This is a genomic window from Corynebacterium sp. H78 (assembly GCF_037572275.1).
Classification (GTDB): Bacteria; Actinomycetota; Actinomycetes; order Mycobacteriales; family Mycobacteriaceae; genus Corynebacterium.
Genome location: NZ_JBBHKX010000002.1, coordinates 423,846 through 449,302 on the forward strand (window position 1 = coordinate 423,846; position 25,457 = coordinate 449,302).

The following is a 25,457-nucleotide window of genomic DNA, read 5'->3' on the forward strand; positions in this document are numbered from 1 at the left end:
CAAGTGGAAATTGCAAATTTATAGATTGTGTTTGTTGGTGCGTAGGTGCCGAAGAGTAATTGTGGAATTCCGCTATAGAGGGGCTTGAGCTGGGATTATTCGAAGTTCGTTTTCTCGATTGAATATAAATAATTGCAATAGGCAAAGTTTAATGCTGCGAGTTGACGATGTAGACGGGGGTAAGAATTCTTTCCCTCTATCTGCCTGATTCGCTATGCGATGCGATTATTTCGTCAAGAATTCGTCAAGTAGAGCTTGCTCGGGAAGGGTGAAATGGTCAGCGTCGCGAATCAAATTTAACGAGACGTTAGCGAAGCCTTCATCTCGGTACCAGCGAGCTCCCTTTTCGGCAGCTGATTTTGCGTCGAACGTTGAGTTAGGGTCTGTGCCGTCATCGTTCATGCCAGTGGCCCAAGTGAGCTTTATAGTTTGCTTCTGCTTTTCCGTGGCCACAGTTTCCATGTGTCGGCTAGCTCCGCCGCCGCCGAGCATTAGGGCGCCATTTCCAATGAGGGAAGGGAACTGCGGGATGAGCCCGTAGGAAAGAACTTCAGCGCCTCCTGAATAGCCGGTCCAGTGCACATCGTGGCGATTAAATTTATGCTTCTTGGCTACGTCGTCCAGCAGTGCACCGAGAAATGTAGTGCTTGACGGGATGTCCTCCCACCAGGTTCTCTCGCCGTCGGAATCGGGTGAAAGTGGAACCACAAGAATTTTGTTGTGAGAGGCAGCAACTTCAGCAAGGCAGGCGGCTAGTTCATCTGGTTTATAGAACTCTTCGCCACCGTCGCCATGTAGTCGTACAACGACGCCTACGGGCTTGGAGAAGTCAATATTGCGGGCATAAATGTTGTATCGGCTGGTGATGCCGTCGGCAGTCAGGCGCTTGCCTAACGTGATTCCCTCTGCAGGTTCCTCAATGTCTGCATCGGCAAAAATTGACTCTGGTGTGGACCGGGAATCGTCGTTAGGCAGGCCAAGAGTTGCGCAATACTCATTAATATTGCGATTTGTGGCGAATGGGAAGTCGAAAACCCTAACACCAAGTGCAAAAATGAGGCCGAGCACGATAAGCACAACCACAGCGACACCTATGAGCAAAGTTGTGGTGCGCTTTCTTCTTTCAGTGCTTTGTCGTGCCAGCATGGGGGATATGTTACGCGTTGGTTGCCTAGCGACGTGTGATGTGGCGTGGCGTGATTCTCAGGTGGGAGATCGCGCCGAGTGCTGCGACGAACCAATGTATGAGGAGTAGTGCAAGCGCAATTCGGCTAATGATGTCCAACCAAGGTTGGTGCGTCGTGGTCGCAAGCATGTGTGCGCCAAGACTTAGCGTTCCGACAGGGAAGGTTGATCCCCACCAGCCCGGTGAGTAAGCGGGCCACGATGCAATTGCAGTCCAAAAACGGTACGCGGCATATGAGGCAAGGGGAATGCCCAGAACTAGCATGATGTACCCGTAGATGATTGCGACGTGTGGCATCTCTATCTTGTTGGTGAGAACCACTGCCGCTGCAGTTGACTGGCCAACGACACCAAGTGGGATCCATGTGGTGCCTGTGAGTGGAGCGGGGATATGTACCTTACTGCGAAGTACCTCAATATATACGCGGGCGAAAACCGGGATGGCTGTCACAAAAGTGAGCGCGAAACAGACGATAGCGATGAGCCAATGAGCCGTCGCTAACATATCCGGCAAGTGAGCTGATGTAGCAAGTTGGCCACCTGAGGTTGCTGCAACCATCGGTGGGACCAGGGCTAGACCCCACATGAACTGGGGTTCGCCGTGGAACTTCCGAAGTTGGTTAATGCACACTGCGACTGCCACTGGAGTTGCGAGTAACCAAATGATTTCTTGTACCACTGGCGAGCCGACGATGGTTGTCCAGGCTCCGCCGAATGCGAGAAGGCCCATGACGGCCATACCCCACGGAGCCATGAAGGGCTGGTGGAATTTCGGGTTGCGGTACCTGGCGTAGCCAACCGTGAGCGCGCACAAAACAATTGCGGACAAGCCGAGGAAAACAAACGACAGGGCTCGCATACCGTGAATCGACGTCAATGTCGCTGCAATAGACGTGCCCATCAGTGACCCAGCCCAGGCAGGGCCAAGCGGCGGCAGTGATCCTTGTTTACTCACGCGATTACCCTACACTTTGGCAGTGAGGAGGCGTTCCCGTTGAGCATTTCAATGCATATAGATGAGTACATGGCCCGTCGCGGCATCACTCCTGACGACACCATCGTGAATGACGACCCGTGCGCGATCTTTGACGGCAATGTTGTCTCGCCTGACGACGAATCGGTGTCCGAAGATTCAGTGGCAACCGAGGAGCATGCGGTATCCAAGGATTCCCGGTCACGAATCGAGGAAGCGGAAGCGGTCATCCGCGATATTTTGGAGTAGTTGGCAGCGGGTTTCCGTTCAGTGCATTAGCCTATTCGCGACACGGGCGGGACACAAGAAATTGAAGTGAGCTTCGTCACAATATTGTGCTGACGTGGATGGCGCGCAAATCTATCACGCTGGCGGAGGTGTTGTGTTGGCTAGCCATGTGGGACGAGCGATGGCGGAATATAGCGATGTGGCTCTCGGTCGTGGTGGGGTTGTTGTCGCTTCGAAACAATCTTGCAGGTTATAGGGTCAAAGTGACGGGATGATCACATTTTGGCCCCTTTTTGGCGGAAGATGCCTGACCGACTGTTGTGCATGGTGTAGTGGCGCGACAGCGCGGGGATTTTTGGCTACTTATTAGCCCCGGAGTTAGGTCGATAGGGATGGCTATCTGTGGTGCCAGGGGGATGCGAGGACAAGAAACATGATGGAATCCTCACGATTTTGTGGCATATTTATTTGTCAAACAAAAGACCTGAGTGAAGGTTGCATTCGTAATAAGGAGCCACAGTTCGTGAATTTCCATCACATTTCAGCCGGGAACGCCGCAGCAGATACTGCGACGAGTGACGCTGCCACCGCTTCTACGCAGGAACTTCCGCTGGTCCAGCGTCTCGCTTCTGGCGAGAAGTTTGCCTTGAGCTTTGCTGGCCAGGGTCTGCGTTGGGTAGAAACGCTGGCAACGTGCGTTTCTGCTGGTACTGATTCCCGTGTCCGTGAATTGCTCGCTGAGGTAGAGGAGCGGTTGCGGCCAATTGCTCCTTCTATTGCGGGTCAACGCCCTGATGGATTCGCGCCACTGACGTGGGCAAACCAGCGACTAAACGATGAGACGGTAACGGCAAATCTGAACTCGCCAGCTGTCAGTGTGCCAGGTATTTTGACGGCTCAGCTCGCAGTTCTCGATTTGCTGTCTGCTCAGGGCCTTCCGGTCGAGGCAGCGGTAAGCGCAATTGGCCACTCGCAGGGCGCTCTCGGTGCAGCAGCTGCTGAGGACCCAAGCCGAGCTGCAGACGTCCTGGCTGTCGCAGAGCTCATTGGTGTGGCTATTGCTCGCCACAGCCGATTGGCACGTCTGGTTCAGACGGGCGAAAACACTGATGCGGCATCCGGCCCAATGATGATGGTTAAGGACGCACGCGCAGAGCAGGTCACTCCATTCCTTGCAGGCAACGCAGTCGTTGGTCTGATCAACGATCGTGAAACCTGCGTAGTCGTGGGTAACAGCGACGATTTGGCTGTAACGAAGGCAACTCTGGAGGCAGTAGCAAAGAAGGATGCTCGTCAGCTCGAAGCGAAGATTCGCGGAGGCAAGCCTTTCACTCCGTCCTTTAGCCGTCTCCCCGTTGACGGTGGTTTCCACCACCCATCGATGTCGTCAGCTGTGGACGACGTTGTCGCTGCCGCTGAGAAGATCGGCATCGAAGAAGCATTTGCTCGTCCGCTCGCTGAGCACGTCATGACGGATGCAGTTGACTGGCCACGCGAAGTTGCCTCTGCTGTGGACGAGGGCGCAACCGTCATCGTCGAGGTTGGCCCAGAAGCAGGCGTTGCAACCCTAACCCGCCGTCTGGTTGCGGGCCTTGGCGTCACCGTTGTTGCTGCAGCGACCGACGAAGGCCAGGAAGAGCTCTTCCAGCCAGGTTCTGCGCCAGCAGCTCCAACCGAGTGGGCTCAGTACTTGCCGACGGTCGTCGCAAAGCCAACTCCTCGACTGGAGACTGCATTTACGCGTCTGACTGGTCGTTCCCCAATTCTGCTCGGTGGTATGACCCCAACCACCGTTGATCCAGCGATTGTCGCAGCTGCTGCAAACGCTGGCTTCTGGGCTGAGCTTGCTGGTGGCGGCCAGGTCACCCCAGAGATCTTCCAGGAAAACGTTGAGCGCCTGCATGAGCTGCTCGACGAAGGCGCATCGGCACAGTTCAACACGATGTTCCTGGATCCATACCTGTGGGGAATGCACATCGGTTCCCGTCGACTCGTACAGCGTGCAGTAGCAGCTGGCCGACCAATCGACGGTGTCACCATTTCCGCTGGTATCCCAGAGACTGACGAAGCAGTCGCACTCGTTGCAGAGCTTCGTGCAGCTGGCATCCCTTACATCTCGGTCAAGCCAGGTACCGTCAACCAGATTCGCCAGGTTCTCGCAATTGCGGATGCTCTGGAGGAAGATGAGCGCACCAACGGTGCTGCTGCGTTGCCAATCATCATTCAGGTTGAGGGCGGCCGCGCAGGTGGCCACCACTCGTGGGAAGAGCTCGATGATCTGCTGATCGCTACCTACGCTGACATTCGTGACCGCAAGAACGTTGTGTTGTCGGTTGGCGGTGGCATTGGCCAGCCAGAGCAGGCAGCTGAATACCTGCTCGGTCGTTGGTCCGAGAAGCTCGGCTACCCAGCGATGCCAGTTGACTCGATCATCATTGGTACCGCTGCGATGGCAGCGAAGGAATCCACCGCATCTGCTGGTGTGAAGAAGATGCTCGTCGACACCGCCGGTACCGCTGAGTGGGTTCCAGCAGGTGGCGCAGCTGAAGGTATGGCTTCAGGTCGTTCCCAGCTTGGCGCTGATATTCACGAGATTGACAACGCAGCTGCCCGCGCCGGTCGACTTCTCGACGAAGTGGCCAACGACGCAGACGCAGTTGCTGCACGTCGCGATGAAATCATCGAGGCCATCAACTCCACCGCGAAGCCATACTTCGGCGACGTCGACGCAATGACGTACCGCGAAGTACTGGATCGTTACCTCGAACTGGCAACCCCAGACGGCGAATTCATTGACCCATCCTGGGCGACTCGCTTCATGGCTATCGTCGACCAGTTCGAAGCTCGCCTGGCCGAAACCGATGAAGGGGAGTTCAACTCCGTCATCGACGCTGACGAGGCGCGCGCACTTGTTGCCGGTGAAGTTGCTGCGACGGCGATCGTCGACAAGCTTGCTGCAAACTACAACTTGGATCTGCGACTGCACCCAGCAGATGTCGAGTTCTTCATCACTAACGCATGCCGTACGCCCGGCAAGCCAGTGAACTTCGTACCAGTAATTGACGCTGAAGTACGTCGCTGGTGGCGCTCCGATTCGCTGTGGCAGGCTCACGACGAGCGTTACGACGCCGACGGCGTATGCATCATCCCGGGTACGGCAGCCGTTGCTGGTATCACCAAGGCTGATGAGCCAGTTGCTGAGATCTTGGGTCGCTTCGAGCAGGCTGCTATTGCAGAGCTCAGCGTTGCGGATTCTGCACAGGATGACGCTGCCGTTGAGCTGGTTCAGCGTGTCATTGATGCCCCAACCATTTGGTGGGCTGGACGTCAGCAGCAGAACCCAGTTCAGTTGCTGGGTGCGCCAGCACAGTGGTCGGCAAGTGACGCTGACTCGGGCGTTTTTGCCCACGCTGAAACCGGTGCAACCGTTACCGCTGATGCTGCAGACGCAGTTGTTCTGCGCGTTCCACTCGAAGGCTCCGGCGCTGATGACCACGAGCTGACCCTGCGTTTGACCGTGACTGACAAGCCTGGCGCAACTCCGGTTGTCACCGCAGCAGATGCAACTGAGGCAATGCGTGCACTCACAACCATCGCTGCTGGCGGCGTGCTGCCAGAGGTTGTCGACGGCGTAGCAACGTGGGAGACCACGTGGACCGCAACTGGCGCTGCTGATCACGACGCTGTGACGGGCGCGACCCAGGCAACTGCTCCAGATGCCCTGGTCGGCCTCGCATGGCCTGCAATCTTCTCTGCTGTGTCCTCGGCGAAGACCGAGACCGGCATCGATGTGGTCGAAGGCATGTTGGCACTGGTGCACCTTGAGCACCACATCCGTATGGCACAGGAACTGCCTGCCGACGGCACCGCGCTGACCATCACCGCTCACACTGACGATGTCTCGGATACCGAGATGGGCCGTGTGGTCGTAGTCCGCGCAGAGATCAACGATGCTAACGGATTGGTTGCCACCCTTTCGGAGCGTTTCGCAATTCGCGGTCGCAATGGCAACTCGACCGCACTGGTCAATACCGTTCCACTGCCAACCGTGACGGACACCCCACGCAGCCACCGCGCTGAGCTGGTTGTAACCGCTCCATACAACATGGAGCCATTCGCTACTGTCAGTGGCGACCGTAACCCAATCCACGTTGATGACCGTGCTGCTGCACTCGCAGGTTTGCCAGGCGTCATCGTCCATGGCATGTGGCTGTCCGCTGTGGCTGAGCACGCTGCCATTCACGGAGTGTCTGCTGGCTTGGGTCAGCGCGTCACCGAGTTCACGACGACCATGCTGCAGCCAGTGCTGCCAGGTCAGGAAGTGACCTACACCGTTGAGCGTCGTGGTTTGGACGATCGTCCAGGAAACTTCGAAGTTCGCGAAGTGACTGCAACAGTCGACGGTGAGCCAGTGCTCACTGCAACCGCCGTTATTGAAGCACCAGCTACGTGCTACGCATTCCCCGGCCAGGGCATCCAGTCGAAGGGGATGGGCCTTGCAGCTCGTAACCGTTCCGCTGCTGCCCGCAAGGTTTGGGACGACGCTGACCGCGTAACTCGTGAAAACCTTGGTTTCTCGGTACTGGCGATCGTTCGCGACAACCCAACTGAAGTTGTCGTCGATGGTCATCGCTTCTACCACCCAGAAGGCGTCCTCAACCTGACCCAGTTCACCCAGGTCTCGATGGCAACCCTGGGCATGGCACAGGCTGCGGAAATGCGTGAAGCAGGCGTACTGGACGAGACCGCTTACTTCGCTGGTCACTCCGTGGGTGAGTACAATGCACTCGCTGCATTTGCAGGCGTTATCGACAACGCTGCTGTGCTGGAGGTCGTGTACCACCGTGGCCTGACCATGCACTCCTTGGTCCCACGTGACGAAGAAGGCCGCTCCAACTACGGCCTATCCGCACTGCGCCCAGACAAGATCGGCGTCAAGGAATCCGAGGTTAAGAGCTACGTTGCTGCTATCGCGGAGGAATCCGGCGAGTTCCTGGAGGTTGTGAACTTCAATCTCGCTGGTAAGCAGTACGCAGTAGCTGGCACCGTCGCTGGTCTCGCTGCGCTGGAAGCTGCCGCTAAGAAGGCATCGCCAGATGGCAAGGGCTACGTCCGTATCCCAGGCATTGACGTGCCATTCCACTCCGCAGTTCTTCGCGACGGTGTCGACGAGTTCCGCGGACACTTGGATCGCCTTCTACCTGAAGAGGTCAATCCAGAAGCACTGGTTGGTCGTTACATCCCTAACCTGACCGCTACCTGCTTTGCACTGACCGAAACGTTCGTCCGTGAGATGGCTGAAGTCGCCGACTCGGATATCCTGCGCGACATCTTGACTGACTTTGATGCTCACGCAGCAAAGCCAGGCCGCCTGACTCGCACCCTGTTGGTCGAGCTTCTGGCATGGCAGTTCTGCTCGCCAGTTCGCTGGATTGAAACCCAGGACCTCCTCTTCGGTGAGCTCGGCGTATCCCGCATGATCGAGGTTGGTGTTGGCACTGCGCCAACGCTGGCAAACCTCGCAGCTCGTACCGCACTCCTGCCACGCCACGCCACGCGCGACATCACCATTTGGAACGTCGAGCGTGATGCTGACGCTGTGTTCGCTCGCGACGAAGTTCGCCTTGAGCGTGACGACGATCCTGCCGAGGAAGCGTCGGCAAGCGAAGCTGAGGAAGCAGCTGAAGCAGCTCCAGCGGCAGCGCCTGCTGCAGCTCCAGTTGCTACGTCGGCTGAACGTCCAGCAGACATCACTGTCACTCCAGCTGATGCAGTCGAGATTTTGATTGCTCTGTGGACGAAGGTTCGCCCAGATCAGATGGGGGCAGCAGACTCGATTGAGACGCTGGTTGATGGCGTGTCCTCGCGCCGTAACCAGTTGCTGTTGGATCTTGGTGCAGAGTTCGGTCTTGGTTCCATCGACGGTGCAGCAGATGCTGATCTGCCAAGCCTGAAGGACAAGGTCGGCGGCATGGTCCGTGGCTACACCCCATGGGGTCCAGTACTCGGCGAGTCCATCGCCGATGGTTTGCGTCGCGTCACCGGTCCTGCGGGTGCACGTGCAAACCACGTCACCGACCGTGTCACGGACGTGTGGCAGCTCGGTGAGGGCTGGGCTCAGGCAACGTGTGCTGAGCTGGTTCTCGGCTCCCGCGAAGGTGCCTCCCTGCGTGGTGGCGATCTCGGTCACCTGACCCAGGCCACCCCAGGTACGAAGGCTGAACTTGATCAGCTTATCGACGCCGCTGTCCAGGCAGTTGGCGCAAACCGTGGCGTTGCTGTCACGATGCCTGCTGCTGGTGGCGCTGGTGGCGGTGGAGTTGTGGACTCCGCAGCCTTGGGTGAGTTTGCTGAACAGGTCACCGGTTCGAGCGGTGTCCTGGCAACTGCAGCCCGCACCATCCTGTCGCAGCTTGGTCACGAGATGACCGGCGCTGTCGATTTCGATTCCGACGATGCTGACGAAAAGCTCGTCGAGCTGGTTACCGCAGAGCTCGGCGCTGATTGGCCAAAGCTCGTGACCCCATCCTTCGATGCGAACAAGGCAGTTCTTATCGACGACCGTTGGGCAACGTCCCGTGAAGACCTGGCCGCAATGTGGGCAGGCAAGGAAGCCCCATCGACGATCTCTGCAACCGCTGTCGAGCAGGCTCGTTTCTGGGCAACCAAGGCTGACAACGAAGGCCGTCAGGAACTTGCAGCTGCCTACCGCGACCTTGCAGACAACGCTGTCGCTGCAGGTGCTGGCGAGTTCGCTAACGATGTTGCCGTTGTCACCGGTGGTTCGCCAGACTCCATCGCTGCTTCGGTCATCGCAGAGCTGCTTGCAGGTGGCGCAACCGTTATTGCCACCACTTCGCGTCTTTCGCATTCCCGACTGACCTTCTACCGTGAGCTGTACCGCACGCACGCTATCGATGGCGCAGCCCTGTGGGTACTTCCTGCAAACCTCACCAGCTACCAGGATCTCGATGCTCTGGTCGATTGGGTGGGCAACGAGCAGACTGCAACCGTTGGTGCTGACTCTGTCGTTCTGAAGCCAGCCCTGACCCCATCGCTGCTGTTCCCATTCGCTGCACCTGGTGTTTCGGGATCCCTGGCAGATGCCGGTCCAGCTGCAGAAATGCAGATGCGTTTGCTGCTGTGGTCTGTGGAGCGCCTCATCGCAGGTCTGTCGGATATCGGCACTGAGTCCAATATCCGCCACCGTCTGCACGTGGTTCTGCCAGGATCGCCGAACCGCGGTCGCTTCGGTGGTGACGGTGCGTACGGTGAGTCGAAGGCTGCTCTCGATGCAGTTGTTACTCGCTGGAATGCTGAAGAGATCTGGGGCAAGCGCACGTCGCTGGTCCACGCTCACATCGGTTGGGTCCGCGGCACCGGCCTGATGGGTGGCAACGACCCTCTCGTGGAAACGGTGGAAGCGAAGGGCGTTCGTACCTACGCAACCGAGGAAATGGCTCAGCTGCTGGTCGAGCAGGCATCTGCCGACGCACGCGCAAAGGCTACCACCGCGCCGATTACGGTTGACCTCACCGGTGGACTTGGCGACGTCGACCTCAACATGTCCGCACTTGCTGCTGAGGCAGCCGAGGCTGCAGCTGCTGCCGGCAAGGACACCGAAGAAGGCTCAGTACAGCGTGCACTGAAGGCACTGCCGGGTGTTCGTACCCCACTGGATTCGGTGCTGCCAGAGTTCGTTGACGTCAAGGTCGAGCCAGAAGACATGGTTGTCATCGTCGGTGCAGCGGAGCTTGGACCATACGGTTCCTCCCGTACCCGCTTCGAAGCAGAGGTCGGCGAGATTTCTGCAGCTGGCATCGTCGAGTTGGCGTGGACCATGGGTCTGATTTCCTACGATGGCGGTTGGCTCGATGCTGATGATCAGCCTCTGGAAGAAGCTGACATCGTTGAACGCTACCGCGACGAAGTCACTGCACGCGTCGGTGTTCGTCGTTACGGAGACGACGGCGACTTGGTTGACAACACGATGACCGAGCTGACTACCGTTTACCTGGATCGTGACCTGTCCTTCCCAGTACGTGACCGTGCTGCGGCGGCAACCTTCGTGGAAAGCGACCCTGAGAACACCTACGCAATGCCAGATGAAGAATCTGGCGAGTGGATTGTGACCCGCAAGTCGGGCACCGCAGTTCAGGTACCACGTCGTATGGCGATGAGCCGCTACGTCGGTGGCCAGATCCCAGAGGGCTTTGACCCAGCTGTCTACGGCATCCCAGCCGACATGATGGACAACCTGGACCGCGTCTCGCTGTGGAACTTGGTTTGTACTGTTGATGCCTTCCTGGCATCGGGCTTCAGCCCAGCCGAGCTGCTGCAGGCAGTCCACCCAGGTCTTGTGTCCTCGACACAGGGTACGGGTATCGGTGCGATGGAGTCGCTGCGAAGCCTCTACATCGACGGCATTCTCGGCCTGCCACGTGCAAACGACGTGCTGCAGGAAGCACTGCCAAACGTTATCGCGGCGCACGTCATGCAGTCCTACGTCGGTGGCTACGGCCAGATGATTCACCCTGTAGCCGCTTGTGCCACCGCAGCAGTGTCAGTGGAAGAAGGCTACGACAAGATCAAGCTCGGCAAGTCCGACTTCGTGGTTGCAGGTGGTTTCGACGACCTGTCGACGGAAGGCATCACCGGCTTCGGTGACATGGCGGCAACCGCTGATTCCGCAACCATGGACGCGAAGGGCATTGAGCGCAAGTACTTCTCGCGTGCAAATGACCGTCGTCGTGGCGGTTTCGTGGAGTCCCAGGGTGGTGGCACTGTCTTGCTGGCACGTGGCTCTGTCGCGCGCGACCTTGGTCTGCCAGTTCTAGGTGTTGTTGCTTTCGCTGAGAGCTTCGCGGACGGCGCACACACCTCGATTCCAGCCCCTGGCCTTGGTGCGTTGGGTGCTGCACGTGGCGGCGAAAAGTCCCGCTTGGCTCGTCAGCTGGCAGCTCACGGTGTCGGCGCCAACGACGTGGCAATCCTGTCCAAGCACGACACATCGACGAACGCGAACGACCCTAACGAGTCTGAGCTTCACGAGCGCATCGCTGATGCCATTGGTCGCGATGAGGCGAACCCGCTGTTCGTTGTCTCGCAGAAGTCGCTGACTGGTCACGCAAAGGGTGGTGCAGCTGCATTCCAGATGATCGGTTTGACCCAGGTACTGCGCTCCGGCGTTGTCCCAGCGAACCGTTCCCTGGATTGTGTTGACCCTGTTCTGTCCAAGCACGGTCGCCTGGTCTGGGCTACCAAGCCGCTGAACTTCGGTGAGGCAATGCCTCTGAAGGCCGGTCTGGTCACCTCGCTAGGCTTCGGTCACGTGTCCGCATTGGTTGCCATTGCGCACCCTGAGGCGTTCTACGCGTCGCTGGTTGCGAACGATGGTCCAGCTGTTGCTGCTCAGTGGCGTGAGGCTGCAGGTGAGCGTGAAGCAGCGGGTCTGCGTCGTATTGACGATGCCATCTACGGTGGCGACGTTCTGTACGAACGCCCAGAGGGCCGTCGCCTCGGCGATGGCGGCGAATACGGCGATAAGGATGCACTGGAGAAGGCAGCTATCCTGAATCCGGAAGCACGACTGGTTGACGGCATCCTGAACGACAACCCAGCACAGAACTAGAACGTTGTATGGCTAGTTCACTAGCCAACACGTAACTCTTGCGAAAGCCGGGGCCTCCACAGAGTGTGGAAGCCCCGGCTTCGCTCTATGCGCTACGACATTTCATCAATGCATCTGTATTCTTGACGGAGGACTCCTGTGAACACGCCTGACGACGATTCCTCAGCACCCAACATCCCAGCTTTCGCCGAACTCTCTCAGCAGCTCGAGGGGCCTTTAGGGGTTGATTTAGTACATATTCCGTCTTTCGGTCACGACCTGAATCGCCCAGGAACCAGCTTTCTCAAGAGCGCCTTCACGGTGGGCGAAAGAATGGTCGCTAAACGCCGACGGTTTGATATTGAGCCACCGAATGTCTGTGATCCGGCTATTCGGCACTTTGCTGGTCGATGGGCAGCGAAGGAGGCCGTCGTCAAGGCCTGGTCGCAGGCGCTGTATGGAACGCCGCCCCCCATTGCACGCGATGAGATGAATTGGCAGGAGATCGAAATTGTCCCTGACGCGTGGGGGAGAGTTGCCGTGAAATTACACGGTCGGGTGGCGCAGGCTGTGGCGGAAACGCTGGGGACTGGCGACAGCACTTCCGCAAATGCTTTCCATGTGAGCATTAGCCATGATGGTGACTACGCTGTCGCAGTGGTGATGGTGCTGCAGTAGCCGCGGCAGCAGGGCATTGAGGCCGGCTGTCGCGACGGCCTCAGAGAGGATTCTGCGTCGTCTTTGGGGCCGGCCTAAGCATCGTCCTCAACGTCAGTCTCAGTGGCATCTGCTGAGCGCTCTGCGACCACCATCAGGTAGGAAATGAGCATGCGCTTCACTTCCTGCACCGTCAGGTTGTAGTGCTCGTCCTGAGCCTGGGTGTCGTCGTGCCGGTCTACGGAGTAATTGAGTAACGAATACGTCGTGTGGATAAGCAAGCCGGCCACAAACTCGCGAATCTCGGAGTTGGTGCCTGGTGTCAACGGACGCAGAGCTTCGGCGATACCGGCAATCAACTGCTTTTCTGTGTCCGCCGCGGTGGCTCGGGTCGCAGGAGTCGACTGCACCGCGAGCCACACGGCACGGCGGGAGACGTCGTCACGCCATAGCCGAGCAATGTGATCAATGAGCTCCGAGAGGAACTCCGGCCACTCCAAAACTGGAATGCGCTCAGCGAAGCGAGCGATTTCAGCGACAACCCCTGCGGTGTCTTGGCGGTCCAGCTCGCAGATCATGACGTATTTATTAGCGAAGAATTGGTACAACGTGCCAATGGCGACATCAGCGCGTTTCGCTACTTCATCAAAAGTGAACGATTCGAAACCAACTTCGACGAGAACTTCCCGAGCGCTACTCAACATGCGTGCATACCGCTGCCGAGACCTCTCCTGCGCTGGCTGACGCCGTGGACGCAGGATCTCGGGGGAGTTAACGTCGGGGTCGATCGTCGTGTCGCTCACAAGAGATACCGCCTGCTGAGAATCCTATTGTCGATGGTAGACAACTACTGAACCAGATAAAGGTATAGATAAACGATAGTGGGCAAATCTACTTCGCATCTGCAATATCGCGCAAAATCCGGCCAACATGTCCCTTTGCACGGACGTTGTACCATGCCTGCTCAACATCCCCGGACTCGCTAATGAGCAGCGTGGAGCGAATTACGCCCTGCACAATTCGGCCATAATTCTTCTTCTCTCCGAACGCGCCATAAGCTGCCATCGTTTCCTTAGTTGGATCCGACAACAAGGTGAAGTTCAAGCCATGGTCTTCTCGGAACTTCGCGAGCTTTTCTGGTTTATCCGGCGAAATTCCAACAACTTCGACAGCTGCATCGTTGAACTGTGCTGACTCATCTCGGAAATCACACGCCTGCGTGGTGCAGCCCGGAGTGTTTGCGCGAGGATAGAAGTAGACAATTACCTTTTTGCCAGCGAAGTCCGACAATGAAACCTCGGTGCCCGCGTCGTTGAGCAACGTAAACGCTGGGGCTTTGGCACCTGGCTCCAAACGAGCTGGCTTTACGACGTTCTGTTCCTGGCCATTAATGTCAGTCATAGTTGTAATGGTATCGAGGCAGCGGTAACAGCGTGTAGGCGGTCCGTCAAATGAGAGTCAATTGACATTGGGTAGTCCGTGTTTGAGGGATTATGCGTTGATTCCACCGCAACTTGGCTGTTGGTGTTACCCTCTGTAAACAGACCTATATTTCATCGAAACAGGGGAGTCTTCACGTGGCCCGGAGCATTCACGACATTGAGCGCGACATTGAGCGCAACCGTAACCAGCTCGCACGCACCCTGGACGAGCTTGCGGAGCGTACCAGCCCAAAGAATGTTGCTGACGATGCCAAGACTCGTGCAGTTAGCGGTCTGCAGGAGCCGAAGGTTCAGGTTTCCTTGGGCGTAGTCGCTGCTGTCATCATTGGTGGCATTGCGTTGGCAGTTTCACGTAACAAGAAGCGCGGTAAGGAAATCGAGCGTATCCGCGAAATGATTGAGGCTGCTACGAAGTAAACGCTCTGTACGAATTCTGGCGCTGTCGGTACTTAGTTGATCAGTGGCCGCGGCAGACCGTGCTTTGTTAGGCGTTCCGGCATTTCTCTTCAGTAGATATCCCTCATTGAGGGGCGGTAGTTCACTGTGTGAGCTGCCGTCTTTTTTAATGGCATTTGGTGCTGGGTCGGCGTCGTACTCGTCAAAAGGCCACAAGTTCTTGTGTCCTCGTCGGAGATGCAGGTAGTGCTGTTGTTCCCACGTGGGCTCGGTAGGAGCCGGTGAAAGGGGCTTGCTGGGGTAGGGCGTGCGATTGAACGGAGGTCTTTGAGACAAGAAAAAACCAGGTCAGTTTCCCGACCTGGTTTCTACGTGGTGCGCCATCAGGGACTCGAACCCCGAACCCGCTGATTAAGAGTCAGCTGCTCTGCCAGTTGAGCTAATGGCGCGTTCCTTGCTGCGGAGGTAATCCCTTCGGCGTTCCTCGTTGGCAACGAGAAGAAATATAACAACGATTGCTGTCACTTGTAAAATCGCCTGGTCAGGCGGGTGAAATGGGGATCGTAAAAAGACTGCAAAATGTCGGTAGTTGGTGAACTGCGTCAAAATGCTGAGAGAACTCTGTCGAAATATCGACAATGTGCGAATTGTCGCCAGCGATGCCGGGAGGGTGGGTTGGTTGATCGGGGAGACTCGGTCGTCTCGCGAGAGTTCCGGTTGGGCTGGAGCTTGATAGTGGTGGCAGCACCCCCGAAAATGTATTACTGAATATAATAAGAAATTCTCGGCAACGCTGTGAACAGCAGTGAGTCATGGTTGCGGAATCGTTATGGCGAAACCTGTCCCCTGATACGTAGTTCTCAGGTTGGCGGGGTATAAATTGCATGTCGCGTACTCGTAGATTTTGGCGTCAATGAAGCGCCAAACGGTGCTTTGTATGAGCTTAGGTGTCGAGTAAGTGTGGTTTAGGGTTTGTAGTTCTTCGGACATCTAAGGATGGGGATTTAGCTGATGCGGCAAAATAGGGCATTCCGTAGCGGTGGGCTACGCGCAATTGTCGCCGTAATGGGGGTTGTGGCTTTCACCCTGACTGGTTGCACTATCGGCAGCGAGGAAGCCAAAGAAACAGAAAAGACTGTGCAAGAGGACGTGAAGTCCAAGCCGGTTGTCAGTGTGAAGGACGGCGAAGAGGAAGTATCCGTCGCCGACCCAATCAAGGTTGAAGCGGGCGAGGATGCGCTTGAGAAAGTCTCCTTGACTAATGACGAAGGCAAGGCCGTCAAGGGCGAGTTCCGCGAGGATAAGCAGCAGTGGCTCACTACGGAGCCTCTCGGCTACAACCGCGAATACACGCTCAAGGTGCAGTCGGGCGGTGAGTCCTCGAGCTACACGTTCACCACTGTCCAGCCCTCGACAATGACCGCTGGATATTTGTCTCCAGCTGATGGTTCCAAGGTTGGAATTGGCCAGACCATTGCAGTCCGTTTCGACGAGGCAATTGGTGACCGTAAAGCGGCTGAAGAAGCCATCACAGTCACCACAGAGCCAAAGGTAGAAGGTGGCTTCTATTGGTTGAGCAATAGTGAGCTCCGCTGGCGTCCAAAGGAATACTGGGAGCCAGGTACCAAGGTCGACGTAGAGGTTGATATCTACGGTAAGGATCTTGGCAACGGCTACTACGGTCAGGAAGATTCATCGACGAGCTTCACCATTGGCGAAAAGGTTGTGGCGACGGTCGATGACTCAACTAAGACCATGACTATTGAACGTAATGGTGAGAAGCTGAAGTCCATGCCGGTATCGTTGGGCTCTGCGACGTGGCCAACTCCTAATGGTGTCTACGTTGTTGGCGATCAGCACCAGTCAATGGTGATGGACTCTACGACCTACGGGTTGTCTCTCGAAGCGGGCGGATACCGTACGCCAGTCAACTACGCTACTCAGCTGTCATGGTCGGGCATTTACGTTCACGGTGCGCCATGGTCTGTGTGGGCTCAGGGTAGCCAGAACACCTCCCATGGGTGCATCAACGTGACGGATGCAAACGCAAAGTGGTTCCAGGAAAACACGAAGCGTGGAGACATCGTTGTTGTAAAGAACACGGTGGGTGAGACCCTGTCTGGTCAGGATGGGCTGGGCGACTGGAACATCCCGTGGGAAACGTGGAAGAAGGGTAACGCAGACGAGAAATCGTCGTGGTAATTCCCCAGTAATCCGCACTCAACCCGGACTTTCCCCTTAGAGCATTCCCAACTCCCGTGCTTTGGCTACTGCCGAAGTGCGGGAGTTCACGTTTAGCTTGCTAAACACATGCACTAGGTGTGATTTCACTGTTGCCTCGGTAAGGAATAGCTCGGCAGCAATACCTCGATTCGAAAGCCCACGGCTCACCAATGTGAGCACTTCCAATTCCCGATCTGACAGTGACAACGATGGACTTTGTAGTCGGCCCATCAACCGTTGGGCAACATTCGAGCTGAGTACCGTTTCGCCTCTAGCCGCAGCATGGACACCGTTGATGAGTTCTTCGGGGTTCGCATCCTTTAGCAGGTATCCGACGGCCCCGGCCGAGATTGCCCCGAGCATGTCGGAGTCAGTGGAATAATTGGTCACAACCAACACCTGAGGTGGGTGTTCCAACGCGCAGATTTCTTTCGTTGCGGACACCCCTGCAGCGCAGTGATGAGCTGTAGGCGACTCTCCGAAGCGTAAATCCATCAGCACAACGTCGATATCGCAGGGCTGCTCTTTGACCGCTTCGACTGCAGCGTCAGCGGTGTTGACACTGCCTACGATCTCTATTGTCGGATCCGAATCCAGGACGGCGGAAAGTCCTGCGCGGACGACTGGGTGGTCGTCGGCAAGTAGTACGCGAATAGTGTCCATTTCTTACACAGGAATGCGGGCTGAGACGCCGCATCCTCCTCCTGGTTGTTCGGCAATGGAGTAGTGTCCGCCGATCGATTCCAGGCGTCGGCGAGCGCCCGATACTCCCACTCCAGTTGATTCTTCCACGGCTGCCTGGTTGAAAGTGGTGCCATTGTCGACGATGTCGAGACGCACCTCATCGTTCTTGTAGGTCAAGTTGACAGTGCATGACGTTGCTCCTGAGTGCTGTACGACGTTCGCAATTGAGCTCTGTGCGACGCGAATCAACACCGTTTCCACATTGGGAGGCAACGCCAGTGGCTGTCCGTCGGATACGAATTTCACGGCTTCGCCCATTGGCGTTCCCGCGCACACAGTTTTCAACGCATTGTTGAGGGACACACCGTCTAACTCTGCTGGCTGCAACTCATTGATAATGCGTCTCGTTTCTGCGAGGTTATCGGCGGCCGTCTGTCGGGCAAGCTGAATCTTTTCCTGCAGCTCATCAGTGGTGTTGGTGCTTAACGAGGAATCGTCGGCAAGCTGTTTTTCCACTGAGTAGAGGAGCAGTTGAATAGAGGTCAGTCCTTGAGCGATGGTGTCGTGGATATCTGCTGCGAGCCGAGTGCGTTCATCGAGAACGCCAGCATGGCGAGCCATCGTGGCGATGTCGGCGCGGGCAGCCATCAGCTCGTCGATAGCATGTGCGCGAGCTTCTGCTTCTCGCTGCAACATGCGAAAACCGGATCCGACGATGACCGCGACGATAGCGCCCAACATCGGGCCGACGATTCCTCCCACACTCAACCCAAGATGGTGGGCAATAGCAGTGATCGCGATGATCGTAGTGGCCACAACAGCGAGGAGGGCGACCCAGCCGTTAATGGTGTGCATGATCACGAAGAACAGTGGAAACGCTAGATAAGCGGCATCCTGAGACGCACTGGCGAGCCCTGCCCACATCACCAGCAAGAGCAGCAACCAAATCAACGTTTCCTGCTTCTTCGCAGACGCAATGATTCCGGCAGCGTAGACCACGATAAAGCCGATGCCCCAGAGGGCCGTCGACACGCTGAGACTGCGAACCAATGCAAAGCAGAGCAAAACTGCAATGAGCAGATCAAGCGCGAATCGGAGGTTGCGCCACAGCTTGGTGAGCGCTTGCGGATCATTCACATCACCACTGTAGGAAAGTCGAGGCAGCCTGCGCATCCATCGAAAGTTTGAGTTGAGTTTCAATCGGCTGGGCGATGTTTAACATGGAGGACTTCGCGACGATGGGGCCATGTATCAATCCCTGAAAGAATTACGCTCTGCGCCGGGCCGAACGGCACTCATCACGATTGTCATTGGGCTGATCACCGTGATGGTTGCGTTCCTTTCCTCCTTGGCTGCTGGGCTGGAGCAACAATCAGTTTCCGGTCTTGCTCCATTTCTTGACGACGACTCTGCCGTCATCGTGTCCGACTCCGCTTCGGCGTTGTCGTCGTCGGAAATCTCAGCGGAAAGTGTCCGTGCGCTGCAGAAGGCAGATCCGGGGGCGCAGCTTCTGTCAATGGGGCGGGCGCGTATTGACGATGAGCCGGTTATTGTGTTGCCTGATCCAACACTGCGGGATGGTGAGTTGATGGTGGCAGACGCACTAGCGCCGACGGTGGGGCAGCGAGTAGCGGTAGGCAGCGAAGACTTCTCAGTTATCGGTACTGCCGGTGATGTGTGGCTCGATCACTTACCGGTGACGTATGCGCCTGAGGGCAGCGTCGCAAAGCTCAGCCACGGGGTCGCGGCTGTCGTAGTGCGCGAGGCGGATGCGGTCGCTGACATAGCCGCTCGGGGAGTAGCTGGTGTGAAGATGTTGGAAGGCAACGACCGGCTCACCTTGTCGGCCTCTTATGAAGGGGAGCAGGCTTCGCTGAAATCGATGACCAGCTTGCTATTCGTTATTTCTGCCTTGGTGGTCGGAGCGTTTTTCAGCGTGTGGACTGTCCAACGGCAGCGTGGCATCGCCATCTCAGCTGCATTGGGCGCATCCCGTCGTGTGCTGGTGGCCGATGCTGTCGGGCAAGCTGGCGTGGTTCTCGCAATCGGAATCAGCGCGGGCCTAGCGCTCACTGTGGTCGTGGGTAGCTGGATTTCTACTAGTGGTGTCGTGCCCATTGAGATCAACGCGGGAACAACGGTGTGGCCGGGACTGGTAATGGCCACAACTGGACTGGTCGGAGCCACTGTCAGTTTGATCCCCATTGTGCGCGTGGAACCGCGCAGCGCATTGGCAGCAGCGTAAGGAGAGCATAGAAATGACTGCAACACCTACTACTGACCTACGAGATAACACTGGCGATGTGCTTTGCGACGGTCGCCTCAACGCAAACATCGCGCTCCTCATGGAAAGCATCGTGTTGGATGTTCCCGATGGGCTGGAATCTCGGCGAATTCTTGACCACGTAACTCTCGCTGTTGACGTTGGCGAACTGGTCGGATTGACGGGACCGTCTGGTTCTGGAAAATCAACGCTGCTTGCTATCGCGGGTGGTCTGCAAATGCCTAGCTCCGGTTCGGTATGGCTGAATACTGAAAGCAGAACAGTAAATCTCGCAGCACGGGGAACACACAGTGTGAAAAGTCGTCGCGAGAACATTGGAATCGTATTCCAGCAGGCAAACTTGCTTCCTGCTTTGACTGTGAAAGAACAACTACTGACCATGGCAAGGCTCGATCGGATCGTTGGTTGGCCTCATGGTGGAAAGAAGGAAGTATCGCGCCGGGCTGAATACCTTCTCGATGCCGTCGGCCTGGCTGGATACGAAAACCGGAAACCAAGCGAGCTATCGGGTGGGCAGCAAGCACGAGTGAATGTTGCAAGATCGCTGATGAATAGGCCATCGCTATTGTTGTGCGATGAACCAACTGCAGCGCTAGACCAGGAAACCGCGGCGCAGGTGACGCGGTTGATCACTGACATCACTCACGAGTCAGGTGTGGGAACGCTTTATGTCACGCATGATGCGGGGCAGCTCAGGAGCGCGGATCGAGTTCTCGAGATGATGGATGGAAATCTAACTGAAGGATAGAGAAAATAGCTGAACATAGAGAAAACCCTGGCCTTGAAGTCAAGGCCAGGGTTTTCCTACTTGGGGTGACTGACGGGACTCGAACCCGCGACACCCAGGATCACAACCTGGTGCTCTACCAACTGAACTACAGTCACCATCGCATCCACAGGGAAGTCATTTCTGACGTGCTCTGTGCAGCGAACTACATGTTAACCCAGGATTGTCTCGAAACAAAAACGGCTGGTGAGAGGCTAATTACTGAATAGGAACTGCCGTGGTGGCCTCATCGGCTGCTGTTTGGACATCGTCCGTCGACAAGCCATCGCCCGGAAGCATCATTGCGCGACGGTAGTAGTAGAGCTCACGGACGGATTCGCGGATGTCTGATAGAGCGCGGTGTGACATGCCCTTTTCTGGTTGCCTGAAGTACACGCGTGGGTACCAACGGCGGGCAAGCTCCTTCAGTGAGGAGACATCAATCATGCGGTAGTGGAGGTGGTTGTCCAGCGCTGGCATGTAGCGCTTGATGAATGCTCGGTCAGCTGCAATCGAATTGCCCGCGAGCGGTGCCTGGCGGGACATTGGCACCCACTTCTTCACGTAATCGAGCACCAGGCGTTCTGCTTCGGTGATATCGACCTTTGACGCGCGGATTTCCTCGGTGAGTCCTGAGGAATTGTGCATTTGCGTTACGACGTCGTCCATTTGCGCCAAATCAATCTCTGATGCGTGGATGACGATGTCAATACCTTCGTCCAGGATGTTGAGATCTGCATCTGTGACCAAGGCCGCGATTTCCACCATGACGTGGCGTTCGGCGTCGAGGCCGGTCATTTCGCAATCGATCCATACGATGCGGTCGTGCTTCACTGGTGTGCTTTCACTCATGGTGCCTAGGGTTTCCATCCTGTGCTCGTCCTGTTGTCGGCAGCGATGCCGAATATGTACTCAACATGGTAGGCGCACCCGGTAGTGAATTCACCCAGTTCGATACTCGTTGAGTCATCCGAACTGTGAATTTTGTATAAAAAAATTAATGACAGATGTTATTTTGGTAAGAAATAGATAATTGTTGTAAAGTATTTCTGTCGCCCGCTTCAGGAAAGTTCAACTTCGCCTTTGACGTCGACATAATTGAGAACGCATTACCCAAAGGTCATTAATAGTAATTTTGGAGAGCGCTGTGAGTAATGAAATTCCTAAGCGAGAATCGGGAGAAGTGCTGGTTGAAGGCGTATCGTCACGTCATAGTGCTGTCGATGAGGCGATTATTCAAGCTGCTCGAGAGAGCATTATGACGGTCGGTTTAAGCCGAACATCAATTGCGGAGATTGCGCGTAATGCGGGAGTCTCGCGCCCCACCATTTATCGCCGGTATGCAGATATCGGCGAATTGTCGTCTGAAGTCATAAACCGCGAAGTTGTTCGTTTACTCGAAGGGCTGACTGATCTTCCAGGGAATGCGCTTGAAGGGGTAGCTGCCCGATTCCGCATCGTTGTGGAGAGGGTGGGCGCGAGTGAGTTCCTGCGCAGTTTGATCGAGACAGACCCAGAACGTGTGTTGAAGTCGCTCACAAATACCCAGACGGATACACAGCTTCAGATCGTTCGTGCCTATGTATTACCGGCTATTCGGCAGGGGCATGAGGATGGGTCGATTCGTCAGCACGATCCCTACGCACTTTCAAACAACGTTTTCCGGCTCATGCAGGCCACAGCCGTGTTATGGACGGGGCTAGTTAGCGATGCCGTTGAGCATCAGGATCCTATCGACGAAGTAGTTGATATGGTCACTCGCTACTTGAAGCCGTAAAGACGTGGCTGGTACCGCTGTAGTGACCGTGAAGTGCCCCCAGAAGGATTCGAACCCTCGACCAATCGGGTAGAAGCCGACTGCTCTGTCCACTGAGCTATGGAGGCTAATGCTATGTCCGGGATTCCAGCGATTCATCGCATGGTGTCTCGGGCTCTTTCGTTGTAATGCATAGGAAATCATAGTCAGCAATACGTGGATGCTACCAATCGCCCCGGTGAAACTAGTCGTTAGTGCGATGGGGCAGACTCGGCGACTCAATTAAGCAAAGTCACCCTGGTCGGGTTCTTTCTAATCCGCGTGGAGGGCTACCCTAGAGGTTATGACTGCGACGACTACGCAAGCTCCGCCTGCCGAGCTTCCAAAAACACGGCAGCGTGTTCGCCAGACTACGCATTGGTATTGGCTATTTGTGCTGGTAGCTGGCATCCTTGCCGGTGGCCTGTCCCTGGCCTACAACATGGAATCGCGAACTACGCTAGGCGTTCCAGATCCGGGTGTCATCACAACGTTCGGTTTCCCAATGGCAAAGGCCGGCGGCGAAATGCTGGCATCGTTGGCAGTGGGTTCCTTCATGCTCTCGGCGTTTGGTACTCGCAAGCGTGACGACGGAACGTTGGACGTCGATGGCTTTGCTGCATCCCGTACCGGCATGTGGGCAATTTTGTCGTGGGGTTTGATCGGCTTGCTGCAGATCCCACTAGTGCTGTCGGACGTTTCTGGTAATCCATTGTCTGTCACTATTCAGCCTGAGAACTGGGGTGTGGCCCTCGAGCAGGTGAGCGAGGCCGTGGCCTGGCTGTGGGTAGGCATTATTGCGCTGGTGGCAGCTCTGGGTTCTGCACTTACTCGGAAGTGGATTTGGCAGCCAGTCTTCTTCGCACTGAGCTTGGCATCAATGATTCCGCTAGCAGTGGTGAGCCACAACGCTACTGGCGGTGCACACGATTACGGAACGAACTCGTACATCTGGCACTTGGCATTCACAGTGTTCTGGGTCGGTGGCTTGATGGCACTTATCGGTCATGCTCGTCGTCGCGGAGCATTCTTGGCTGAAGTAGTGAAGCGCTACAGCTTTGTGGCTTTGGTGTCCATCATCGTGTTGTCTATCTCGGGCTTCATTAACGCAGCGATCAACATTCGCTGGATCGACCTGGTGTCAAATAACTACGGCATCATGGTTCTGGTGAAGGCGATTCTGATCGTTCTGCTTGGTCTTTTCGGCTATATGCACCGCAAAGTAACCATGCCGAAGATTGAAAAGGATCCTTTCGGTCGCGCGTTTTGGAGGCTGGCTATTGGTGAAGTCATCACCATGGCGCTGGCTGTAGGCGTGGCAGTTGCGCTGGGACGTACGCCACCACCACCTAAGTTTGCCGAGCAGGCGGGTGGCGAGGGGTTGCCACAGATTACGCAAATGCAGGTTAAGTTGGGCTACGACCTCACCATCCCATTTGGCTGGGAGGCTGTCTTTACCCAGTGGCGCTTTGATATTTTCTTCGGCTCAGCTGCGATTATTGCGGCGTGGATTTACCTCTACTGGTTGCGACTGCTGAAGAAGCGTGGCGGTCAGTGGCCAGTGGCAAATACCTTCTGGTGGTTGGCTGGTTGTGCGACGTTGCTGTACACGTCGTCAAGCGCGCTGGGAGTGTACATGCCGGCGTTGTTCTCGACACACATGCTGGCTCACATGCTCTACTCGATGGCTATTCCGGTGATGTTGGCATTGGGCGGTCCTGTGACGTTGGCGTTCCGTGCATTGAAGCCAGCTGGACGTAAGGGACTGCCATTTATTCGTGAGTGGTTGGTGGCATTCATTAACAATCCGGTGTCGAGATTCCTCACAAACCCGGTTGTGGCGACGTCACAGTTCGTAGCAGGTTTCTACCTTTTGTACATGACGCCAATCTACGACTTCCTGGCTGATGAACACGCGGGTCACCTGTTCATGAACATCCACTTCTTGATCTCGGGTTACATCTTCTACTGGGTAATTATCGGTGTGGATGCTGCACCTCAGCAGATTTCTCCGTCGGTGAAATTGATGGCACTCATGGGCTCGCTGCCATTCCACGCGTGGTTCGGCATTACTTTGATGCAGACGCAGCAAATCCTGGCCGAGGACTATTACCGAGAGCTGGACTTGCCATGGAAGGTTGATCTCCTGGCGGATCAGAACATCGGTGGCATGATCGCATGGGCAACAGGCGAAATTCCGCTTGCATTGGTGACCGTCGCGTTGTTCGTTCAGTGGCGAAAGTCTGATGCCAAGGATGCAGCTCGGTACGACCGCATCGCGGAGCGCACAGACGAAGCTGAACTCAAGGCATACAACGAAATGCTTGCTGCACGAAGCCAAGGCGTGGGCATGACGGAAGAAGAAATGGCCTACTACACCGGCGAAGTTGATGCGGAGCATCAGCTGCATATGGAAAACCCAATTGATGCCTCAAAGAATGGCGGTCGTGGTCTGTAGGACTCGCAATAGCTGAGGCATCTCGCAAGTCGAATAGTCGAGCAGCCTGTGCATAACCACATTTCCCGTGGGTTATGCACAGGCTGCTTTGTTGTCTCTTCCAAACTTCACGACGACTAGCCATGCTCAAGGTGCGAGACACCGTGGCCACAAGGTCATGGAAAACCAAATCTGGAGAGGGAGACTCGCATGTCTGAATCAACAATCACGGTCATCGGCAATGTTGCTACACCGCCGATGAAGAAGATGACTAGTGCTGGGGAAGTTGCCACGTTCCGGTTGGCATCGTCGCGTTCGGCCAGAACTGACAATGGCTGGGAAAGCCAAACACCGACCTACTTCGACGTCGAAGTGTGGGGCCAAATGGCCGACAATCTCGTGCGCACTGCAGTCAAAGGTGTGGGGCTGATTGTGCAGGGATACCTCCGCACCGAAACGTGGGTGACTGAGGAGGGGGATAACCGTTACCGGATGAAGCTCGTCGCGAAGTTTCTGGGACCGCACTTGAAGTGGCAGTCTGCAAAGGTAATGAAGTCTCGGGATGAAGAGTTCGTGCCCACTCCTGCTGAAGTGAAGGATTTTCCCGATTCTGTGGAGTCTGATTTGGCAAAGCAGACGGAAGCACAAGACATGGGCGGTGACAACAGCGATGCGCACCACGACATGGCTCATGCAGGCGGCGAGCCACCGTTTTAGAATTCGGGCCTAGATGTGGGTGCAGCATCGTCGCGCAGATGATGGTGTTGCGCCCCTTGG

Annotated in this window: 17 protein-coding genes and 3 tRNA genes; 10 read left to right on the plus strand and 10 right to left on the minus strand. The window is 56.2% G+C overall.

Annotated elements, in window-relative coordinates:
• Window positions 1–225: 225 nt before the first annotated feature.
• A complete protein-coding gene (locus WG934_RS03100; RefSeq protein ID WP_339988657.1) occupies window positions 226–1,146 on the minus strand; it encodes a hypothetical protein in 921 nt (306 codons plus the stop codon).
• Window positions 1,147–1,171: 25 nt separating this feature from the next.
• Entirely contained in the window at window positions 1,172–2,140 is a 969-nt protein-coding gene (locus tag WG934_RS03105; RefSeq protein ID WP_339977511.1) for an SLAC1 family transporter, read from the minus strand.
• Window positions 2,141–2,179: 39 nt separating this feature from the next.
• Here WG934_RS03105 and WG934_RS03110 point away from each other — a divergent pair, with 39 nt between their 5' ends.
• The 3 genes from WG934_RS03110 to acpS all read left to right on the plus strand — a co-directional run bounded on the left by WG934_RS03110 (window position 2,180) and on the right by acpS (window position 12,674).
• A complete protein-coding gene (locus WG934_RS03110) occupies window positions 2,180–2,407 on the plus strand; it encodes a hypothetical protein (protein ID WP_339988659.1) in 228 nt (75 codons plus the stop codon).
• Window positions 2,408–2,996: 589 nt separating this feature from the next.
• The gene (locus WG934_RS03115) at window positions 2,997–12,017 is read left to right on the plus strand and encodes a fatty acid synthase subunit beta domain-containing protein (protein WP_339989231.1); all 9,021 of its coding nucleotides are present in this window, start codon (window positions 2,997–2,999) and stop codon (window positions 12,015–12,017) included.
• Window positions 12,018–12,191: 174 nt separating this feature from the next.
• Window positions 12,192–12,674, plus strand: coding sequence for a holo-ACP synthase AcpS (gene acpS, locus WG934_RS03120; RefSeq protein ID WP_339978783.1), 483 nt, complete (start codon window positions 12,192–12,194; stop codon window positions 12,672–12,674).
• A gap of 74 nt (window positions 12,675–12,748) precedes the next feature.
• Here acpS and WG934_RS03125 read toward each other — a convergent pair whose 3' ends face one another.
• Entirely contained in the window at window positions 12,749–13,357 is a 609-nt protein-coding gene (locus WG934_RS03125; RefSeq protein WP_339978785.1) for a TetR/AcrR family transcriptional regulator, read from the minus strand.
• Between the two features lie 187 nt (window positions 13,358–13,544).
• Window positions 13,545–14,054, minus strand: coding sequence for a thioredoxin-dependent thiol peroxidase (gene bcp / locus WG934_RS03130; protein WP_339977515.1), 510 nt, complete (start codon window positions 14,052–14,054; stop codon window positions 13,545–13,547).
• Window positions 14,055–14,230: 176 nt separating this feature from the next.
• On the opposite strand from bcp, the gene WG934_RS03135 reads away from it, so the two are divergent.
• Entirely contained in the window at window positions 14,231–14,512 is a 282-nt protein-coding gene (locus WG934_RS03135; protein WP_339977517.1) for a DUF3618 domain-containing protein, read from the plus strand.
• 352 nt (window positions 14,513–14,864) lie between these two features.
• Here WG934_RS03135 and WG934_RS03140 read toward each other — a convergent pair.
• A tRNA-Lys gene (locus WG934_RS03140) sits at window positions 14,865–14,940 on the minus strand.
• A gap of 562 nt (window positions 14,941–15,502) precedes the next feature.
• Here WG934_RS03140 and WG934_RS03145 point away from each other — a divergent pair.
• The gene (locus tag WG934_RS03145) at window positions 15,503–16,693 is read left to right on the plus strand and encodes a L,D-transpeptidase (protein WP_445228176.1); all 1,191 of its coding nucleotides are present in this window, start codon (window positions 15,503–15,505) and stop codon (window positions 16,691–16,693) included.
• Window positions 16,694–16,729: 36 nt separating this feature from the next.
• Here the strand turns inward: WG934_RS03145 and WG934_RS03150 are convergent, their stop codons facing one another.
• Together WG934_RS03150 and WG934_RS03155 are read right to left on the minus strand one after the other, a co-directional pair.
• Window positions 16,730–17,377 carry a response regulator transcription factor gene (locus tag WG934_RS03150; protein ID WP_339988663.1) on the minus strand — a complete coding sequence of 216 codons (648 nt, stop codon included), beginning with the start codon at window positions 17,375–17,377 and terminating at the stop codon, window positions 16,730–16,732.
• A gap of 3 nt (window positions 17,378–17,380) precedes the next feature.
• Window positions 17,381–18,535: a sensor histidine kinase gene (locus WG934_RS03155; protein WP_339988664.1), complete on the minus strand. Its 1,155-nt coding sequence runs from the start codon at window positions 18,533–18,535 to the stop codon at window positions 17,381–17,383.
• Window positions 18,536–18,644: 109 nt separating this feature from the next.
• Between WG934_RS03155 and WG934_RS03160 the strand changes: the two genes are divergently transcribed.
• The gene (locus tag WG934_RS03160) at window positions 18,645–19,643 is read left to right on the plus strand and encodes an ABC transporter permease (protein WP_339988665.1); all 999 of its coding nucleotides are present in this window, start codon (window positions 18,645–18,647) and stop codon (window positions 19,641–19,643) included.
• Window positions 19,644–19,656: 13 nt separating this feature from the next.
• A complete protein-coding gene (locus WG934_RS03165; protein ID WP_339988666.1) occupies window positions 19,657–20,430 on the plus strand; it encodes an ABC transporter ATP-binding protein in 774 nt (257 codons plus the stop codon).
• A gap of 61 nt (window positions 20,431–20,491) precedes the next feature.
• Here the strand turns inward: WG934_RS03165 and WG934_RS03170 are convergent.
• Both WG934_RS03170 and orn read right to left on the minus strand, forming a co-directional pair.
• Window positions 20,492–20,567, minus strand: a tRNA-His gene (locus WG934_RS03170).
• Window positions 20,568–20,667: 100 nt separating this feature from the next.
• The gene (orn, locus tag WG934_RS03175; protein WP_339977525.1) at window positions 20,668–21,300 is read right to left on the minus strand and encodes an oligoribonuclease; all 633 of its coding nucleotides are present in this window, start codon (window positions 21,298–21,300) and stop codon (window positions 20,668–20,670) included.
• 295 nt (window positions 21,301–21,595) lie between these two features.
• Here orn and WG934_RS03180 point away from each other — a divergent pair, with 295 nt between their 5' ends.
• A complete protein-coding gene (locus WG934_RS03180) occupies window positions 21,596–22,225 on the plus strand; it encodes a TetR/AcrR family transcriptional regulator (RefSeq protein WP_339988668.1) in 630 nt (209 codons plus the stop codon).
• A gap of 34 nt (window positions 22,226–22,259) precedes the next feature.
• On the opposite strand, the gene WG934_RS03185 is transcribed toward WG934_RS03180, so the two are convergent.
• Window positions 22,260–22,332 (minus strand) — tRNA-Arg (locus WG934_RS03185).
• Window positions 22,333–22,547: 215 nt separating this feature from the next.
• On the opposite strand from WG934_RS03185, the gene WG934_RS03190 reads away from it, so the two are divergent.
• Complete coding sequence (locus tag WG934_RS03190; protein WP_339977536.1) at window positions 22,548–24,701, plus strand: cytochrome c oxidase assembly protein; 2,154 nt, start codon at window positions 22,548–22,550, stop codon at window positions 24,699–24,701.
• 189 nt (window positions 24,702–24,890) lie between these two features.
• Complete coding sequence (locus WG934_RS03195) at window positions 24,891–25,397, plus strand: single-stranded DNA-binding protein (RefSeq protein WP_339977538.1); 507 nt, start codon at window positions 24,891–24,893, stop codon at window positions 25,395–25,397.
• The last annotated feature ends 60 nt before the right edge of the window (window positions 25,398–25,457 follow it).